This window comes from Chryseobacterium soldanellicola (assembly GCF_900100115.1).
Lineage (GTDB): Bacteria > Bacteroidota > Bacteroidia > Flavobacteriales > Weeksellaceae > Chryseobacterium > Chryseobacterium soldanellicola.
On the sequence record NZ_FNKL01000001.1, the window covers coordinates 756531 to 775005 of the forward strand.

Annotated in this window: 18 protein-coding genes; 10 read left to right on the forward strand and 8 right to left on the reverse strand. The window is 35.9% G+C overall.

Annotated features, from left to right (window positions below):
• The first annotated feature begins 32 nt into the window (after window positions 1-32).
• Window positions 33-1121, forward strand: a complete 1089-nt coding sequence (locus BLT04_RS03265) for a serine hydrolase domain-containing protein (protein WP_394331105.1) — start codon at window positions 33-35, stop codon at window positions 1119-1121.
• A gap of 103 nt (window positions 1122-1224) precedes the next feature.
• Here BLT04_RS03265 and BLT04_RS03270 read toward each other — a convergent pair whose 3' ends face one another.
• From BLT04_RS03270 to BLT04_RS03290, 4 genes are all read right to left on the reverse strand, one after another.
• The gene (locus BLT04_RS03270; RefSeq protein ID WP_170828418.1) at window positions 1225-1995 is read right to left on the reverse strand and encodes a phospholipase D-like domain-containing protein; all 771 of its coding nucleotides are present in this window, start codon (window positions 1993-1995) and stop codon (window positions 1225-1227) included.
• A gap of 116 nt (window positions 1996-2111) precedes the next feature.
• Entirely contained in the window at window positions 2112-2939 is an 828-nt protein-coding gene (locus BLT04_RS03275) for an alpha/beta hydrolase (protein ID WP_089753623.1), read from the reverse strand.
• Window positions 2940-3110: 171 nt separating this feature from the next.
• Window positions 3111-5444 (reverse strand): ATP-dependent helicase, encoded by a 2334-nt coding sequence (locus BLT04_RS03280; protein WP_089753625.1) that lies wholly within the window; start codon window positions 5442-5444, stop codon window positions 3111-3113.
• 320 nt (window positions 5445-5764) lie between these two features.
• Window positions 5765-6376, reverse strand: coding sequence for a short chain dehydrogenase (locus BLT04_RS03290; protein ID WP_089753629.1), 612 nt, complete (start codon window positions 6374-6376; stop codon window positions 5765-5767).
• 212 nt (window positions 6377-6588) lie between these two features.
• Here BLT04_RS03290 and BLT04_RS03295 point away from each other — a divergent pair, with 212 nt between their 5' ends.
• The 3 genes from BLT04_RS03295 (at window position 6589) to secG (ending at window position 10466) form a co-directional block, all read left to right on the forward strand.
• On the forward strand, window positions 6589-7902 hold the full coding sequence (locus tag BLT04_RS03295; protein ID WP_089753631.1) for a M16 family metallopeptidase: 1314 nt from the start codon (window positions 6589-6591) through the stop codon (window positions 7900-7902).
• Between the two features lie 52 nt (window positions 7903-7954).
• The gene (locus BLT04_RS03300; RefSeq protein WP_089753633.1) at window positions 7955-9988 is read left to right on the forward strand and encodes a M16 family metallopeptidase; all 2034 of its coding nucleotides are present in this window, start codon (window positions 7955-7957) and stop codon (window positions 9986-9988) included.
• 133 nt (window positions 9989-10121) lie between these two features.
• Window positions 10122-10466 carry a preprotein translocase subunit SecG gene (gene secG, locus BLT04_RS03305; RefSeq protein ID WP_089754228.1) on the forward strand — a complete coding sequence of 115 codons (345 nt, stop codon included), beginning with the start codon at window positions 10122-10124 and terminating at the stop codon, window positions 10464-10466.
• Between the two features lie 53 nt (window positions 10467-10519).
• Here secG and BLT04_RS03310 read toward each other — a convergent pair whose 3' ends face one another.
• Complete coding sequence (locus BLT04_RS03310) at window positions 10520-11353, reverse strand: glycosyltransferase family 2 protein (RefSeq protein WP_089753634.1); 834 nt, start codon at window positions 11351-11353, stop codon at window positions 10520-10522.
• 2 nt (window positions 11354-11355) lie between these two features.
• A complete protein-coding gene (recR, locus tag BLT04_RS03315; RefSeq protein ID WP_089753636.1) occupies window positions 11356-11967 on the reverse strand; it encodes a recombination mediator RecR in 612 nt (203 codons plus the stop codon).
• Between the two features lie 123 nt (window positions 11968-12090).
• On the opposite strand from recR, the gene BLT04_RS03320 reads away from it, so the two are divergent.
• From BLT04_RS03320 to BLT04_RS03340, 5 genes are all read left to right on the forward strand, one after another.
• Window positions 12091-12696: an LURP-one-related/scramblase family protein gene (locus tag BLT04_RS03320; protein ID WP_089753638.1), complete on the forward strand. Its 606-nt coding sequence runs from the start codon at window positions 12091-12093 to the stop codon at window positions 12694-12696.
• A gap of 19 nt (window positions 12697-12715) precedes the next feature.
• Window positions 12716-13207, forward strand: coding sequence for a putative periplasmic lipoprotein (locus BLT04_RS03325; RefSeq protein WP_089753640.1), 492 nt, complete (start codon window positions 12716-12718; stop codon window positions 13205-13207).
• Between the two features lie 83 nt (window positions 13208-13290).
• Window positions 13291-14736 carry an aminoacyl-histidine dipeptidase gene (locus tag BLT04_RS03330; RefSeq protein WP_089754230.1) on the forward strand — a complete coding sequence of 482 codons (1446 nt, stop codon included), beginning with the start codon at window positions 13291-13293 and terminating at the stop codon, window positions 14734-14736.
• Window positions 14737-14889: 153 nt separating this feature from the next.
• Window positions 14890-15471, forward strand: a complete 582-nt coding sequence (locus BLT04_RS03335; RefSeq protein ID WP_089753643.1) for an LOG family protein — start codon at window positions 14890-14892, stop codon at window positions 15469-15471.
• A 17-nt stretch (window positions 15472-15488) separates the two neighbouring features.
• A complete protein-coding gene (locus BLT04_RS03340) occupies window positions 15489-16031 on the forward strand; it encodes a hypothetical protein (protein WP_089753645.1) in 543 nt (180 codons plus the stop codon).
• A 79-nt stretch (window positions 16032-16110) separates the two neighbouring features.
• Here the strand turns inward: BLT04_RS03340 and BLT04_RS03345 are convergent, their stop codons facing one another.
• On the reverse strand, window positions 16111-16440 hold the full coding sequence (locus tag BLT04_RS03345; RefSeq protein ID WP_089753647.1) for a 2Fe-2S iron-sulfur cluster-binding family protein: 330 nt from the start codon (window positions 16438-16440) through the stop codon (window positions 16111-16113).
• Between the two features lie 12 nt (window positions 16441-16452).
• The gene (locus BLT04_RS03350) at window positions 16453-17508 is read right to left on the reverse strand and encodes an NAD(P)/FAD-dependent oxidoreductase (protein WP_089753649.1); all 1056 of its coding nucleotides are present in this window, start codon (window positions 17506-17508) and stop codon (window positions 16453-16455) included.
• Between the two features lie 156 nt (window positions 17509-17664).
• On the opposite strand from BLT04_RS03350, the gene BLT04_RS03355 reads away from it, so the two are divergent.
• Entirely contained in the window at window positions 17665-18435 is a 771-nt protein-coding gene (locus BLT04_RS03355) for a DUF3108 domain-containing protein (RefSeq protein ID WP_089753651.1), read from the forward strand.
• Window positions 18436-18475: the final 40 nt, after the last annotated feature.

Consider the following 18475-nt stretch of genomic DNA (forward strand, 5'->3'; position numbering starts at 1 on the left):
TATCTAAAAATTACAATTCAAACTAATTTCAAATGAAAATAAAAAATTTACTTTTAATCTCCACATTTTGTGTTATCACAATGTCCTGCAGTTCTGATGATTCTATCGAGCAACCAACGCAAACCGACAGTACATCAACCGAAGCCATGTATTTCCCGCCATCAGACAGTGATATCTGGGAAACAAAATCTATTTCCAATTTAGGATGGCATCAGGATAAAGTTCAGGATTTGCTTACTTATCTTGATACAAAACATTCAAAAAGCTTTATAATTCTTCAAAACGGAAGAATTGTAATGGAAAACTATTTTTCGGGACATACTTCTACAACACCGTGGTATTGGGCAAGCGCGGGAAAAACATTAACCTCAACCATGACCGGAATCGCAGAACAGGAAGGATTTTTAAATATCAATAACAAAGTTTCAGCATACATCGGAACTGGCTGGACGAGCGAACCTTTAGCTAAAGAAAATCTTATTACCTGCAAGAATTTATTAACCATGACCTCCGGCTTAGACGATAGTTTAGGTGATGATGTAACGCCTCCAAATCTACAATATAAAGCCGATGCAGGAACAAGATGGGCATATCACAATGTATATGTAAAACTTCAGGATGTTGTTGCAGCTGCTACCGGACAAACCTGGTCACAATATTTCAATACAAAATTAAGAGATAAAATCGGGATGACCGGAAACTGGATTCAAAGTGGTGACAACAGCGTGTATTGGAGCACGACGAGAAGCATGGCTCGTTTTGGATTAATGGCTTTAAACGGCGGAAACTGGAACGGAACGCAAATCATTAACACCAATTATTTTCAAAGCGCAACAACGACTTCCCAAAATATTAATCTTGCTTACGGATATTTGTGGTGGCTGAACGGAAAGGCGAGCTATCATATGCCGCAAACACAGTTTCAATTCAACGGAAAACTGATTCCGAGCGCACCGGATGATATGTTTTGCGCTCTGGGTAAAAATGATCAGAAAATTTATGTTGTTCCGAGTAAAAAACTGGTCGTTATCAGAATGGGAGACGCAGCCGATAATGTGAATCTTGCCCTTTCTGATTTTGATGATGTTTTGTGGCAAAAAATAAATGCAGTGATTAATTAAAAGGTGAATTGCGAATGCCCAATTTGCTTCACAGTGAATTTTAATGATTAAAAATAAAATTTAAAAATTCACAATTGACTGCGAAGCAAATTCACATTTCACTTTAATTAATTGGCTCACCATACAACTGGCTTCCCCAAAACTGAATATCTCTTTCCGCTAAATTTGAGTTAAAAAACAGTTCATTAACCTCTTCAACAATCTTATTTACAGCATAATAGTCGGTTGTCCGGATTCTTGTTTCATGATTTTCTTTAATGCCGTTCCCGGTAAAATTAAGTGAGCCGAGATAAGCAATTTCATCATCAATAACATAAATTTTACTGTGAATGAAAGTTTCGTTGAAAGCGCCGTACTTATTGGGAGAAACAAAAACTCTAAACGGAAATAATTGTCTGTAAACATAACTGTAAATTTTTGTAGTCCTGATTTTTTTAATCATATTTTCTCTTATCAATACCATCAGACCGACAATTATAAAACCGTATGCAGGCTTCAGATCTTTCAATAAATACATTATTGCAAACAAAGCTATAACTAAACCTATTATTGCAAAAAGCAATGTTTTTGACATATTGACCAGATGATCTCTTGACTGTTTTGCATTATCATCCACAAGCTTATTCTGAATAATCAGCTTATGAATATTCTTTTCATATCCACCATAAAAATCTTCTATATTATCGGTAGTAATGAGGTTGATATCTATTCCTTTTGAATGAAGATAAATGAGTTCTTTAATTAAAAAAGGTGAAAGATAAGGCGAAACTATTTTTACGTTCTTTTTTGCTCCTCTGATATCTCCCAAGAGCTTTTTGCCGGCACTTTTCCCTATATAGATGTCACAAATTGCATTATTGTAAAAGGTTCCCATAAGCATTGATTTAAATCACATGAAAAAGAATAAAAGTAAACAAACTTTTTAATTATAAAATACGGAAAACCTTTATTGAGTAATTCTTATTGACCTTTATAAATAATTAAGAAAAATTATTTCCCATTTTTCTGTTTATGGTCAATCCTTTTAATCTCATTCAACAGTAAAGGAAATGCGGGTTGCGCCATTCCGCCGTGATCAAAGCCCTGAAGTTCGTATAAAGTTGTTTCTTTATGACCTTTCAGCTTCATCATTCGAGCCATATAAGCGTTTTCTTCATATCTCCCCAACAATTCTTTTTCACGATCACCCGTTATCAGAAGTAAAGGCGGCGCATCGGCTCTGATAAAATGAAGTGGTGCAAATTCATCAATCCTCGCATCCAACTCATCAATTCCTTTTTCTTTTCTAACTGTAAAATGTGAAATCATCTGTCCGCTGAAAGGAATAATTCCTGCAAATTTATTGGCATCAATTCCGTATTTATTCAAATAAGATTTGTCTAATCCAATCATAATCGCAAGATAACCTCCCGCAGAATGCCCTGAAATAAAGATCAAATCTTCACTGCCTCCATAATTTTTAATATTTTTAAAAACCCATGCTGTAGCCGCTGCTGCATCTTCGATATATTTCGGAGCATTTACTTTTGGTGAAAGTCTGTAATTAACTCCGATTACAGCGATTCCTTTATTTTTTAATCCTTCAGGAATTTCTTTTTGCCCGCCAGTCAAACCTCCGCCATGAAACCAGATTACCGTCGGAAAATTTTTCACATTTTTAGGTATATAAATATCCAAAACACATCTTTCATTGATGTACACATCAGATTTATTGGTTTTTTCATCGTAATAATGAATGTTATTTTCTGTGTGATACTCTTGAGAGAAAAGAGGATTTGAAAATAAAGTTATCATTAAAAATATCAGAATCCTGTTCATTTTTGAGAATCTTTTAATGCTTAAATATACAAAATTTATATTGTCTCATTTTGAGATATAATTAATTTTTTATCTGAATTAAAATTAAAAATCCCACAGATTTCACAGATTAAGATTTGTGAAATTTGTGGGAAATATTTGAGATGGCTTTACTTCGCTCCTCGCAATAATTTAAATTTTCGTTAATTTAGCATACTTCAGAATCAGATTTTTCTCACCTTCATGCATGAAAACCACTTTGGCCTTAATATTTTGAGGATCAGTTCCGTCAAGGAAAGTCACTTCCCCGATTCCGAAACGGTCGTGTCTTACCTTATCTCCCACTTCGATATCCTGTGAAGAAGCTCCGCTTGGGTTGATGATTTTTGCGGTAGCAACAGGCTTTAATTTTCTTGGTTCGGCAATCGGTTGAGAATCCTCACTTTTAGAAATTGTTTTCTTTTCAACCTTCTTGAAGCTTCGCATTTCTGAAGGATATTCATCAAAAATATTTGATTTTACCCCTGCATTGTTGATAAAACGCTTTTCAATCGCCGGATTTACAAATTCAATATATTCTTCATCAATTTCACTTAAAAATCTTGACGGCTCGGCATCGGTAATTTTCCCCCATTGGAAACGTGAGATCGCATAAGAGAAAAATGCCTGCTTTTCAGCTCTTGTTAAGGCAACATAAAATAAACGTCTTTCTTCCTCTAAATCCTCTCTGGTTGCCGAACTCATGAAGCTTGGGAACAGGTTTTCTTCAAGGCCTACAAGGTGAACTACAGGGAATTCCAATCCTTTTGAAAGGTGAATCGTCATTAACGAAACCATTTCCTCTTCATCATCTTTATTCTGAGTATCTGCGGAAAGCGCGATATTTTCAAGGAAATTTGACAAGCTCGGATCTCCATCCTCCAACTGCATCTGCTCTTCAATGAAACCCTGCATCGAATTCATTAATTCCTGAACGTTTTCTACACGTGAAATCCCTTCCGGAGTCTGGTCGTCTTTTAAAAATTTGATTAATCCGCTTCGTTTTGCCACTTCCATTGCAACGCTGTAGGCGGTTTCGGTTTTTAACAATACCTGGAACGCTTTGATCATCGACCAAAAATCATTCAGCTTATTTAAAACTCCATTGTTTAAGCCTAATTGTGGTGCATACATCGGAAGATTGTCCAATATTTTTGAAATCGAAACATTCTGATTATCAGCAAAAACAATCAATTTATTCTGGGTCGTCTCACCAATTCCTCTTGCGGGATAATTGATAATTCTGGTTAATGCTTCAGAATCATTTTCATTGATTAAAAGTCGCAGATAAGCGATGAGATCTTTTACCTCTTTTCTTTGGTAGAAAGACAGGCCTCCGTACACTTTATACGGAATATTTTTACGTCTCAATGCATCTTCAAAAGCACGCGTCTGAGAATTGGTACGGTATAAAATTGCAAAATCGCTGTATTTTCTTTGTTCGCGATTGCGGGTTTCCCAGATATTTCCGGCAACAAAATTGGCTTCATCAGCATCAGAAAGTGAACGGTAGACTTTTATCTTTTCGCCTTCTTCGTTTTCACTGAAAACATTTTTCTTGAATTGTTGTAAGTTCTTAGCAATCACAACATTGGCTGCGTTTACGATATTTTGTGTCGAACGGTAGTTTTGCTCCAAAGAAACCGTTACCGCATCGGGGTAATCTTTTTTAAAGTTTAAAATATTGTAAATATTCGCCCCACGGAAAGAGTAAATCGACTGTGCATCATCTCCTACCACACAGATATTTTCAAATTTTGAAGCTAAAGCCTTTACAATCAAATACTGGGAATGGTTCGTATCCTGGTACTCATCCACCAGAATATATCTGAACCTGTCCTGATATTTAGCTAAAACTTCAGGAAAACGGGTCAATAATTCATTGGTTTTCAACAATAGATCATCAAAATCCATCGCTCCGTTTTTATAACACTGCTCTACATATTTCTGATAAATCTGCCCGATAAATTTCATGTTGGCTTTTTCGTCAGCTTCCATTAATTCGGGGTTTGCATAATATGCTTTTACTGTGATGAGATTGTTTTTATAGGTCGAAATTCTTGACTGTACTTTTTTAGGCTTATATAAATCCGGATCAATATTCATGTCTTTGATCACTTTTTTGATGACATTTAAGGCATCCTGCTGATCGTAGATCGTAAAATTGGAAGGATAGCCCAGATTGTGTGCCTCACTTCTCAGGATTCTCGCAAAAACCGAGTGAAAAGTTCCCATCCAAAGGCTTTTTGCATTGCTTTGTCCGACCACTTTTGCGATACGTTCTTTCATCTCTTTGGCCGCTTTATTGGTAAAAGTAAGCGCCAGAATATTGAAAGGGTCTACTCCATTTGTGATCAAATGAGCGATCCGCATCGTCAAAACACGTGTTTTTCCTGAACCTGCTCCCGCAAGAACCATCAAAGGCCCCTGTAAGGTGGTAACAGCTTCAAATTGTGGTTCATTCAGTCCTTTCAAATAATCCTCCATACTGCAAAAAATTTTGGGAACACAAAATTAGTGTATTATAAGGAGAATTCAAATTTGTATTTGGAAGTTACCGTTTCTAAATTTTAAAGTACGGCATTTTATTCTTTTTTTGTAGCTTTTTGACTTCGTCGAATTGTATTTATTATTTCTTTTAGGAGCAATTTCCAGCTTTCCACACTCGCTATTTTTGGATTGGGCTGCGGCGGCTTTGCCGCCGCAGCCCAATCCAAAAAATGAGCTCAAACAATTGCTGCAATCTGGGCTAGGGTTGCAGTCGTCGAAAAACGTTGAGACTAACTTGATGGATGTAAAGTTAAATTTTAAACTTTAATAATTCGTCCGTTAAAGACTCCTGCAATTGATTTTTCATAAGCTTTTGCCACTTTCCAGGCTCCAACAGGGATAAAACCGGGGAAAAACGGATGATAATCTTCAGCTTCTGCCAAAACGGTCGGACTGATGCAATTTATCCTGATATTTCTAGGCAATTCATAAGAGCTTGCCTTTACAAAACCTTCAACGGCACTGTTTACCGTTGTCCCGATGATTCCTCCAGCGATAGGCTCATCCGTTAAAATCCCTGAAATCAAGGTAAACGAACCGTTATCATTAATGTAAGGAAGAGCAGTTCGTACTATATTGATCTGTCCCATTAATTTACTGCCGAAAGAAAATGCAAAATCCTGATCAGTAAAATTTTCCAGAGTCCCGAATTTTACATCTCCGGCTGCATTGGCAACGGCGTCAAAATTTCTAATCGACTGAAATAAATTTTCCAGGCTTTTCTTATCTTGGATATCAGCATGAAGATCCCCGGAATTACGGGACACGCGAATTACTTCATGCCCACTATCTTCCAATCCTTTGGCCACTTCTTTTCCAACAGTTCCGCTTGCTCCGATGACAATGATTTTTAATTTTTTAGAATCCATAATATTAAGATTTGGTTTAATTATTTATGTAAAGAGAATTTTTAAAATATATTCTTAATTTTTATAATACATTAAATTTATAGAAATTACTTCTACAATCTGATGATATAAGTTCTCATTAATCTTTTATTTCTTCTTTTCATAAAAAATCATACCGGAATTGTAACATTTAAAGTAAATTTGGCACTAATTGACAAAACAATTTCTACTTTATGAAAAAACGACTTCTTTCTGTTGCTGCAGCGGCTTTCTTCGGAATGGCTCTGAATGCACAACAAATTAAATTCGAAGAGTATGACTTACCAAACGGTTTACACGTAATTCTTCATCAGGACAATTCTGCACCGGTTGTAACGACTGGGGTAATGTACCACGTGGGTGCTAAAGATGAAGTAAAAGGAAGAACAGGTTTCGCACACTTTTTTGAGCACCTTTTATTTGAAGGTACTCCGAATATCAAAAGAGGTGACTGGTTTAAAATAGTGTCTTCAAACGGAGGACAAAACAACGCCAACACTACCAACGACAGAACATACTACTACGAAACTTTCCCTTCAAACAACGAGCAGTTGGGTCTTTGGATGGAAGCTGAAAGAATGCGTCACGCTGTGATCAACCAGGTAGGTGTAGATACTCAGAGAGAGGTTGTAAAAGAAGAGAAAAGATTAAGAATGGATAACCAGCCTTACGGAAACCTTTTCACAACAATTCAGAAAAACTTATTTACCAATCACCCGTACAACTGGCCAACGATCGGTTCTATGGAAGATTTGAATTCTGCTAAATTAGAAGAATTCCAGGCTTTCTATAAAAAGTATTATGTTCCTAACAATGCGACTTTAGTAGTTGCAGGAGACATCAAAACGGAGCAGACTAAAAAATGGATTGCAGAATATTACGGTGGAATCCCGAAAGGAACAGTTTATCCGAAAGATTTCCCGAAAGATGCGCCTATCACTCAGGAAAAAGAAGTAACGGCTACAGACCCCAATATTCAGCTTCCGGCATATATTTTCGCATATAGAACTCCGGGTAACAAAGAAAAAGATGCGTATGTTTTGGATATGCTTTCTTCTTATTTAAGCAACGGAAAATCTTCGGTTTTATATAAAAAATTAGTAGATCAGGATAAAAAAGCGCTTCAGGTAGCGGCTTTCAACCAAGGTCTTGAAGATTACAGTATTTTCGCATTTTTCGCAATCCCAATGGGACAGACAACGAAACAGGCGTTACAAACTGACATCGATGCTGAAATCAAAAAACTACAGACGACTTTAATTTCTGAAGAAGATTATCAAAAACTTCAAAATCAGTATGAGAACCAGTTTGTAAATGCAAACTCAAGCATTCAGGGAATTGCTGCTTCATTGGCAACAAACCACGTATTAATGGGCAATACGAATTTAATTAACAAAGAAATCGATATCTACAGAAGTATCACAAGACAGGATCTTCAAAATGTAGCCAAAAAGTATTTGAATTCTAACCAGAGAATAATCATTAATTACGTACCTGAAAAAAAGTAGTCATTTAAGACTTTTAGGTTTAAAATGATTATTAAAAATTAAATTTTTACAAATGAAAAAGCAATTAACATATATAGCTGTAGCATTTTTATTTACAGGAATGCTTTCTGCACAAAAAATAGATCTTAATGCAATGCCAAAGCCGGGACCGACTCCTGCGATCAACATTGCCAAGCCAAAAACATTCCAGCTGAGCAACGGTCTTACAGTAATGGTAGTGGAAAACAACAAATTACCAAGAGTAAGTGCTAACCTTTCTATGGACAGACCTCCGTATAACGAAGGAGCTGTAACGGGTGTAAGCGAAATCATGGCCGAACAGTTCGAAAACGGAACCACAAACATGAGCAAAGATGATTTCAACAAAAAAGTTGATTATCTGGGCGCTAATCTTAATTTCAACTCTGGTGGCGCTTTTGCGAGCTCACTTTCAAAATATTTCCCTGAAGTTTTAGGTTTAATGGCTGATGCGATTATCAACCCTAAATTTTCTGCTGAAGAAATTCAAAATTCTAAAGAAAGAGCCATTGAAGGATTAAAATCTGACGAAAAAAATGCTTCTTCTATCGCATCAAGAGTTTCTAACGCTTTGATGTATGGAAAAAATACGTCAAGAGGAGAATTTGAAACAGTTGAATCAATCAACAAAATTCAATTGGCTGACGTACAGAATACTTATAAAAAATATTACGCTCCGGACAATGCTTATTTAGTAATCGTTGGAGACGTAAAATTTGATCAGGTAAAGCCATTAATTGAAAAAGCATTCAGCGGATGGAAAAAAGCAAACACGCCGATCACTCCTCTTGAGCCGTCTGCAAATGTTGGCAAAACAGAGATCAATGTTGTGGATGTACCTTCTGCCGTGCAGTCTGTTGTTTCCGTAAACAACTTAAACACGTTGAAAATGAAGGATCCTAACTATTTCCCTGCTACAATTGCCAACTATATCTTAGGCGGTGGTGGTGAAGCAAGGCTTTTCATGAATCTTCGTGAGAAAAACGGATTTACGTATGGTGCCTATTCAAGCATGAGCGCAAGCAAATATTCTCCTGAATTCTCTGCTGAAGCAAGTGTAAGAAACGAGGTTACAGATAAGGCTGTTAAGGAATTTATGAATGAGCTTAACGCCATTTCTACTGTAAAACCTGAAGAATTGGAAAATGCTAAAGCTAAATTGAAAGGTTCTTTCATCATGTCTTTAGAAAAGCCTGAAACGATCGCAAGATTTGCTTTAAACCAAAAAGTTCAGGATCTACCTTCTGATTTTTATACCAATTATTTAAAATCAATTGATAAAGTAACGGCTGCAGATGTGTCAAACGCTGTAAAATCAACTATTTTACCAAATCAAAGCAGAATTTTCATCGCTGGTAAAGCTTCTGATATTTCTGAAGGGTTGGAAAAATTGGGTTACCCTGTAAAATATTTCGATAAAGATGCGAATCCTGTTGCAAAACCAACCGCTCAAAAAGTGGATGCAAGCGTAACAATAGGATCTGTTGCTGATAAATACATCAACGCAATCGGAGGTCTGGCTAATGTTCAAAAAGTAACTTCTATCACTTCCGAGGCTACTACGAAAGTACAGGGAATGGATATGGGTATGAAAATGATTCAGGCAAAAGGAGGAAAAATGAACATGAATGTAAGCATGATGGGAAATACGGTTCAAAAAATTGTATTTGACGGAAAAGACGGTTACATGGAAGTTCAGGGACAAAAAAGCCCTTTAAGCGACAAGCAAAAAGCTGAGATGTCTAAAGACACAGAACTTTTCCCGGAGCTTACTTTCGCAAAATCAGCTGATTACAAATTAGCAGGAATTGAAAAGTATAACAACGAAGATTCTTACGTAGTAAAAGGAGCAAAAGAAACGTACTATTACAGCGTAAAAACAGGTCTTAAAACCGGAGAGGTAAAATCTTCTGAAGGAGCTTCTGTTCCTACAAGCTATGCTGATTACAAAGATGTTTCGGGAGTAAAGCTTCCTTACACGATCAACCAGAATATGGGCGGGATGGATATTAACTTAACTGTAAAATCTTACCAGCTTAATCAGGCAAAAGATTCGGATTTCAAATAAGAAAAATCTTAACTCTATAGAAAAAACGGCAACAGTTGTTGCCGTTTTTATTTTTATTAACATTTGCTAACATCTTTTTTTGTCATTCGGTAAAAAAAGATTAAATTTGCCCATTCAAAAAGATATCAAATTAATGGATACTATATTTATATTATTGATGGTTCTTGTTATGATTGCTAGTATTTTATTGGTAATCGTTGTTATGGCTCAAAACCCAAAAGGTGGAGGCCTTTCAAGTACATTCGGAGGTGCATCTTCTGCACAGTTCGGAGTACAGAGAACCAATGACTTCATGGAAAAAGCAACATGGACCTTAGGAGCAATTATTATCGTTCTTATCCTTATCAGTGTTGTGATTACAGGAAAACCATCAACAACAGCTCCGGCCAAAGCGCCAGTTAAACAAGAAGCTCCTGCAAAACAAGGTGCTGCACCTGCTTCTGCAACAACTCCGGTTAAGGCTCCTGTAACTAAATAAGCAAGTAAAATTATCTTACATAAAACAAAAGCAACTCAGACTGAGTTGCTTTTTTATTTTAGCTTGATTCTTTCTATTTTGTGACGCAGCTTCAATCCTGCTTTTAAGAAAGAATATTGTAAAGGTTTTGATTCTTTATAATATTTATTAATAAAAATCTGCATCGCCCCGTAAAACCTTTCCAGATACACTTCATTTTTCACGGTACTTTCGCCTTTATGATGAAGGATGGATGCTTTTCCGTAATAATAATTTTTATAGCCGTTTTTCAGCAACGTATAGCACAAATCAATGTCTTCGCCATACATAAAATACGCTTCATCCAAACTGCCCACTTTTTCATAAACCTCTTTTTTAATCAGCAAAAACGCTCCGGTGATCACATCTACTTCTGCAATTTCGTTTTCCTCAATATCATTTCTGTAATATGATTTTGAATTATTCTTTTTAAAATTGGTAAATAATTTTTCGAAAGAATTAAACATATCCGGAACGGAACGCTTGCTTTCAGGTAAAAATTCACCTTTTGCATCATGCATTCTCACACCAAGGCACCCGAAATTTTTCCGTGAATCAGCAAAATGCAGAACATCTTTCATATAAAACCCTTCAAATTCAGTATCAGGATTTAAAATTAAAAGATATTCTCCCTGCGCCGTTTCGATTGCCGTATTGTTGGCTTTTGCGAAACCGCCGTTGGTCTTAGAAGAGATAAAATTAAATTTAGGAAACTCAGGAATAAGATCGCCCCAGGAAGCATCTGTAGAAGCATTATCAATCACAATCACTTCATATTCAACATCTTCTATATATTTTTGAATAGATAAAAGGCAGTTTTTTAATAATTCAGTAACATTATAATTAACGATGATTATGGACAGCTTCATATTTAATCTCTTTCGTTATAAGGTAGCCTGTTGATGATTGATCGTCCCAGCGAAATTTCATCTGCATATTCCAGCTCATCTCCTACCGAAATTCCTCTTGCGATACTCGAAAAACTTACATTAAATCCTTTAAATTTTTTGTAAATATAATAGGCCGTCGTGTCACCTTCCATTGTTGCGCTCAAGGCGAAAATAAATTCTTTTACTTTTCCTTCGCTTAATTTTCTTTCAATGCTGGGAATATTTAATTGATTTGGTCCGACTCCTTCCATCGGGGAAATTTTTCCGCCTAAAATTAAATATTTCCCTGTGTATTTTCCTGTATTTTCAATGGCAATGACGTCACGGACATCTTCTACAATGCAGATTACATCATCAATTCTTTTATGATTACTGCAGATTTCACACACCTCAAAATCCGAAAAATTATGACAGTCTTTGCAGTATTTTATCTCATTAACAAGATTAATAAGGGAATTCCCAAGGCTTGTCGCTCTGGAATTAGGCTGTTTTAATAAATGTAACGCTAAACGCAAAGCTGTTTTCCTGCCAATTCCGGGCAGTCCCGAAATCTCATCCACCGCTTTTGCCAAAACTTTACTAGGGTAATCCATAGTACAAAAATAAGACAAAAAGATGATTATTCATGATATTATAAACCGTAAAATTCTTTCCTTTCAGAGAAAAAAATTATCTTTGGGAACCTTACGATTAATTTGAGAAAAATATAAACTAAAATGGTACTTAATAACCTAAATTATCCACTAGATTTTAAATTTAAGATCACAACATTAGCCAGTGATTTTAACATTACTGACAGAAACGGAGCGTATGTTGCCTATGTTCGTCAAAAAATGTTTAAATTGAAAGAAGACGTTGTCGTTTTTAATGATGAAAGCAAAACAAAAGAACTTTTCAGAATCCAGGCCAATCAATGGATCGATTTCAACGCTTCTTACTCTATCAAAGACGCGATCAACACGAAAAGTTTCGGAAGATTGGCAAGAAAAGGCATGCGTTCCCTTTGGAAGTCGACTTACGATGTTTTGGATGAAAATGACCAGCCAAAATTTACCATCACGGAAGACAATGCATGGACGAAGTTCTTTGACGGAATGGTGAGCGAGATCCCTATTATCGGCATGTTTACAGGATATTTCCTTAATCCGGCCTATACCGTGAAAGGTCTTGACGGAAAAGAATATTTTAAACTTAAAAAAATGCCTTCTTTCTTTGGAAGAAGATTCCAGCTTGACAGAATGATCGATATTGACGACGAAGACGAGAGTTTAGTTGTTCTTTCATTACTGATGATGGTGCTTCTGGAAAGAGCAAGAGGATAAAAAAAATAAACCACAAACAATGAAATACTTACTTATTTTCTTTTCAGCGTTCTTATTGGTCGCCTGTAAAAAAGACAAACAAACAGTTACAAATTCTTCAGCAAAAGAATCTCTGAATATTGTTCAGGATTCTGCGAAAACCGATACACTTTCAGGAAAAATTTTAGTTGAAAATTTTCCTTTCCCGAAAGAAATTAAAGAATGTTCCTGTTATTTTGCAAAAAATAAAGCAGATTTTGAAGCTGAGAAATACATTTATGCCGACGATGCAGGAAAAACTGCTTATATGAAGCTTGACGGCAAAAAACTGTCAATGAATCTGATATCTTCCAGCGACATGGAATCTGATGAAGAATTAAGTAAGGAAATAGAAAGTGATGACTACAAAATTTCCGTAAAAGGCAAGAAAATAAAAGGCGAAGAAGCCCTGTTATTCAAAGGTACACTGACCATTGAAAAACCCGATGGAACCGTTGTGACAATGCCAATTTATGGAGAATGCGGTTGTTAATCAACTTCTAGCTTTCAGTAAAAATATTGCTTCCGGTTTACGGAAGCATTTTTTATTTCGTAATTTTGATAAAAATAAATTTCATGGAATTATCTACTATAGAACCGCAAATAATCTGGAAAAATTTTTCCAAGTTAAATGCAGTTCCAAGACCCTCTAAAAAAGAAGAAAAAGTAATCGCTTTCATCAAAGAATTTGGCGAAAACCTGGGATTGGAAACTACTGTTGACCAGGTAGGAAACGTCATCATTAAAAAACCTGCCACTGCAGGAATGGAAAACCGCAAATCTATAGTGCTGCAATCGCATTTAGACATGGTTTGTCAGAAAAATAATGATGTAAATTTTGATTTTGAAACAGAAGGAATCAAAATGGAAATCGATGGAGACTGGGTAAAGGCAAAAGGGACAACTTTAGGTGCCGACAATGGTTTGGGAGTGGCTACGATTATGTCAATTTTAGAAAGTTCAGATATTCCGCATCCGGCTTTGGAAGCGCTTTTTACAATTGATGAAGAGACTGGAATGACCGGAGCTTTAGGCTTAAAACCTGGTCAGTTAACCGGACAGATTTTATTAAATCTTGACACAGAAGAAGACGACGAAATCGACATCGGTTGTGCAGGAGGAATTGACGTTACCATCACTCAAAACTATGAAACTGAAGCCGCAAAAGGGCAAATTGTAAGATTCGAAGTAAAAGGTTTGCAAGGCGGTCACTCCGGAATGGATATTCACAAAGGTTTCGGAAATGCAAACATTATTTTAGGAAGATTGCTTTACACGGCTTTAGCAAAAGAAAATATTCAGTTAATTTCTGTCGACGGTGGCGGATTGAGAAATGCAATCCCCAGAGAAGCCGTTGCTATCGCATCTGTAAGAAATGCAAATGAATTTATCGAAGAAATTACAACGGGTCTTAAAAAAGAAATTTTAGAAGAATTTGCAACGGTAGAACCCAATATTCACATTAATATTGAGAGCTCAACAAGTTCTGACAAAGCGATTTCAGAAGCAGATTCAAAGAAAATAATTTTAACATTAAAATCTCTTCACAACGGTGTTTACAGAATGAGCCCGGATGTAAAAGACCTGGTAGAATCGTCAAATAACGTAGCAAGAGTTGAATTAAAAGGCGGAGCGCTGAAAATTTTAAATCTTTCAAGATCATCTGTAGAATCTTCCAAGGATTCTGTAGCAGAACAATTAAAATCTGTAGCAGAATTGGCAGGAATGAACACGGAATTCAGCGGTTCTTATCCGGGTTGGAAACCAAAACCGGGTTCAGAGATCGTTCAGCTAATGGAGAAAATTTATGTTGAAAAATTCACAGAAAAACCTCACGTTGTGGCTTGTCACGCAGGCTTAGAATGTGGAATTATCGGAGCCAATTACCCCGAAATGGAAATGGTAAGTTTCGGACCAACGATCAGAGGTGCACACTCTCCCGATGAAAAAGCAAATATCCCTTCAACACAAAAGTTCTGGACTTTCCTGAAAGATATTTTAGCGAATATCCCTCAGAAATAAGATATTTAAATTAATCTGAACATAATCTTTGTCATTCCGTAGAAATCTATTTGCATATTTAAATGTACAGTTGAGATTCCTACGGAATGACAATTTTGTGGTTATTTGTGTAGCATTTGTGCCATTTGTGTTTAGAAATAAAAAAAATTAACAATGAAAAGCATCACAGTATTTTGCGGTTCAAGCTTCGGTTCGGATCGTATTTTTGAAGAACAGGCGACTTTACTTGGGCAGACTTTAGCAAAACAAAATATTCAATTGGTTTATGGCGGTTCAAATACAGGTTTAATGAAATCCGTTGCAGACGGAGCTTTGAATGCAGGTGGAAAAGTAATTGGAGTTCTCCCCCACTTTTTACAGTCCAAGGAAATTGCTCATAAAAATCTGACCGAACTTATTTTAGTCGAAACCATGCACGAAAGAAAAACCAAAATGAGTGAACTTTGCGATGGCGTCATCGTTCTTCCCGGCGGTTACGGAACTTTGGAAGAGTTTTTCGAAATGATAACCTGGGCACAACTCGGGCTTCATAAAAAACCAATCGCTATTCTGAATGTTGACGGATTTTATACAGACTTAATTAACTTAACTCAAACCATGGTTGATAAAGGATTTTTGAAGCAAATCAATCGTGATATGCTTTTGATAAGCGATACTATCGATGAGTTGTTAGAAAAGATGCGAAATTATGAAGCTCCAAGTGTTGGGAAGTGGATTTCTAAGGATGAAGTTTAAAAATATAATCGACTAAAATGATAATTAGATTTATACTGATAATATTTTCTTTATTCTTTTTTAATAATTTTTGTAAAGCGCAAAAACAAAGACATATTTTCAAACGTTATACAAACAATGATTTAAATAATGATAAAATTCTCGACAATATAGAAATTGAAGAAGTTCAGTGTAAAAATAATTATATTGGAGATGATGATTACATGAAATGTAGAATTGTAAGAATAGACTTGCTTAAAAAAAACGGAACATCTTCATTTTATGCTTCTAATTATGATATTGTGCCATGTTCAGATTGCAGTGAGGATAGCACAGATCCTTTTAAAGCTTTAAAAATTAGAAAAAATGGTTTTTCTCTTGTTCTGACCTACAAATTTGTTCCTGAAGGAACCAAAATGACAGAAATAATTACTTTTAAGTATGATAAGCTTTCAAATAATTTCATTCTCCACAAAAAAGTGAGAACACTTGAATCCTATAAAAATGGAGAGATTGAAAATAAAACAGACGTGCAGACTATTAAAGATTTTGGAAAAATTTACTTCTCCGATTATAGATAACAATATTTTTTGAAATCAATAAAACAAAAACTCCCAAAGAACAATCTTCGGGAGTTTTTATATAATTTAAATAAATTTTCTAAGGATAAGGAGCAATTTCCACTTCAAGACCCTCCATGTCCATTGCCATGTGTAACTGACAACCCAATCTGCTGTTTTCTTTCACATGGAAAGCTTCGGCGAGCATGGCGTTTTCTTCGTCGCCCATTGGCTCAAGTCCGGGATCGTTGATCACGTAAACCTGACATGAGGCGCACATCGCCATTCCTCCACAAACTCCGATTGTTCCTTCTTCTGCCAATTCATATGAACGGATAATTTCCATCAAATTCATGGACATATCCGTTGGAGCAATAACATCGTGAGCTACACCCTCTCTGTCGGTGATTTTAATATTGATATCTGACATAATTTTACAAAATTAGTCAATTTTTTTCACAACAGCTTTTTCAGCTTCTTTTCTACTTCCATCAAATCCGTCTACACCACTTACTGTTGTATATTTCAGGACGAATTTTTTACCCGGATTGAGTCTGTTATAAACACTTTGACACATCAATGTCGCCTCATGGAAACCACAAAGAATCAGCTTTAATTTTCCCGGATATGTGTTGATATCACCGATTGCGTAGATACCTTCAATGTTGGTCTGATAATCCAAAGCGTTGTTGACAACAATTGCATTTTTTTCGATATTTAATCCCCATTGAGCAATTTCACCCAATTTTGGAGTCAATCCGAAAAGTGGAATAAAATAATCCGTTTCAATATCAAAAGCTTCCTGTCCGTCAATTTCTACAGTGATCGCTTCTACTTTTCCGTCACCTTTGATGGCGGTAACTTCTGCAGGGGTAATTAATTTAATTTTACCTTGATTTTTTAAGTCCTGAACTTTTTCTACAGAATCCAAAGCTCCTCTGAACTCATTTCTTCTGTGGATCAACGTTACTTCGCTGGCAACATTTGACAGGAAAACACTCCAGTCAAGTGCAGAATCTCCACCTCCGGCGATTACCACTTTTTTATTTCTGAAATGTTCAGGTTCTTTTACGAAATATTCAAGACCTTTTTCTTCATAATCAGCCACATTATCCATGGTAGGTTTTCTAGGCTCAAAAGTCCCCAAACCACCTGCAATTGCGATTGCTTTTGCTCTGTGAACAGTTCCTTTGTTGGTAACAACCTCAAACCATTCATCATCTACTTTTGTGTAAGAAACAGCCGTTTCCCCAAGGGTGAAGCCAGGTTGAAACTGCTTAATTTGTTCCATTAAATTATCTACTAATTCTCCGGCATTTACCGATGGATAACCAGGAATATCGAAAATAGGCTTTTTAGGATATAATTCTGCCAACTGCCCTCCAGGCTGAGGAAGCGCATCGATGATATGGCATTTCATTTTAAGCAAACCTGCTTCAAAAACAGCAAAAAGTCCTGTTGGTCCCGCTCCTATAATCAATATGTCTGTAGTTATCATAATATAAAGATAAATTAATAATATGTGTGGCTGCAAATTTACTAATTTTAATGCGAAGCATATTTAATTCAGTCTAAATAAAAAGCTGAGATTTATCAAATATCTATAAAAATTTGAAAATCTGTATTTTGGCAGTGTTTTTGTAAAAGTTTTATCATGAAGAAATTTCTCCACCTTATCGCGATATTTATCTTTTCATTTGGCTTCGGTCAGATCAATAATATTGCAGATGGCGAGTCGATCACATTCAGAATCCATTATGGGTTTCTGAATGCAGGAACTGCCAATCTTACAACAAAAAAGACCACTTACAAAGGGGTTCCTCATTTATATGCAAAAGGAACGGGCCAGACAACAGGTGCGGTAAAAGCATTCTTCAAAGTAGAAGATCTTTATGAAAGCTTTATCAATACAGAAACCGGATTACCGAGCTTTTATGTAAGAAATGTAAAGGAAGGAGGTTATACCCAGCATTTTGAGACGGCTTTTAATCATGATAACAATACATTAATTTTAACGGATAAAAAGACTCCGGCGAACGGCTCCAAAGTCATAAAATCCGTGAAAGGTGTTCAGGATATGCTTTCGTGCTTTTATTATCTGAGAAGTAAAAGTGCAGGCGAATTAAAAGTAGGAACTGTAATGAATATGAATGTCTGGATTGATGATGAGATGTTTCCGTTTCAGCTGAAAGTCATCGGGACAGAAAATTTAGATACAAAATTCGGGACCATTAATTGTCTGAAAATAATTCCTTCTGTAAAAAGCGGAAGGGTTTTCAAGGAAAAAGAAGGCGTAACGATGTGGGTTTCCAATGATGCGAATCATGTTCCGATGTTGTTGAAGGCTGAGTTGGCAGTGGGCTCTCTAAAGGCGAGTATTGATGATTTTAAAAATGTAAAATACCCTTTAAAATTTACAAAATAAAAATAATAGTTAGTTTTTTTTTAAATCAAATGTCTGTAAA